A 1,063-nucleotide genomic window follows, 5' to 3' on the forward strand; every position below is an offset into this window, starting at 1 on the left:
CACCGAACCCAGCGACGCTCCCAAAAACGGTTGCCATATCGCAGTTGGCGGCTGTGCGTTTGCAAAGCCGCCAACGCCATGTGTAGAAGTAGCGCTTGCTGCGCCAAGGGGGAGGCAGGGCATTAGTGACTGGCATCTGCATGCCTGTCAGCTTGATAAAGATTTTTTTCTTCAAAAAGCCTTCTAACGCTTATTCAGCAAGCGCTAGTAGCTCTTGTTATTGCAGCAGGCTCAGCACGTTCTGGGTCGACTGGTTGGCTTGCGCCACCATGGCCGTACCCGCTTGCTGCAGGATCTGCGCACGGCTCAAGTTCGCAGTCTCCGACGCAAAGTCGGTGTCCACGATGCGGCCACGTGCTGCCGTGATGTTCTCGTTCATGATGTCGATGTTCTCGATCGTCTTCTCAAAGCGCGTCTGCAACGCACCCAGATCCGCACGGGCCGAGTTCACTTGATCGATCGCATCGTCGATGGACTTCAGGGCTTTCCAGGCACCTGTTTGGGTCGACACATCCAACGACTCAATACCCGTCTGGTTGGCCTTGATCGCCAACAGTGCATCGCTATTAGCAGCAGCCGCCTTATCCGCCACAACAAACGGTGTCGTCGTGGCAGCGGCTGCCAGCTCAGCCTTCAAAATAGTGTCCACACCCGCTTGAGAAGTTGCTGTATTGGTGACGGCTGCAGACGTCATACCAAAGCCCGTCACCTTGTTCGAGAAGCCCAGCAATTCAACTGTTTGCGGTGCACCATTCGCATCGACTTGCTCGGACAAAAGTGTCACTTTGTAGTCCGCACCATCCGTCTCCAAGAAGGCCGTCACTCCGGTGTCGGCTGTTTTCGCATTGATCGCGGCAACGACCTGACCCAAACGTTCCTGGGTCGAACTCGCCGATGCCAGACCATCCAGCGTCACCGGGGTTGCTGTCGCCCCGCCCACACGAATTTGCAAAGTGCCCGCATCCACTTCAGTGGCATAGCCCTTGAACACTGCACCAGCCGCGCCAGCTGCATCCATGGTCGTTGCTGTGACCGTAAAGCTGCGCTCTGAATAGCTGATATC

The 1,063-nt window shown here is 56.3% G+C and carries 2 protein-coding genes; one reads left to right on the top strand and one right to left on the bottom strand.

All coding sequences use genetic code 11. The features are described from left to right. Positions 1-187, top strand: a 187-nt coding sequence (locus AC27VO_RS16480; protein ID WP_488667800.1) for a hypothetical protein, incomplete at its 5' end; no start/stop codon positions are given. Between the two features lie 30 nt (positions 188-217). Here AC27VO_RS16480 and AC27VO_RS16485 read toward each other — a convergent pair. Next, positions 218-1,063: flagellin (locus AC27VO_RS16485; RefSeq protein WP_488667801.1), on the bottom strand; the 846-nt coding region annotated here is incomplete at its 5' end.

This window comes from Comamonas sp. 14P8.1.4 (assembly GCF_057799285.1).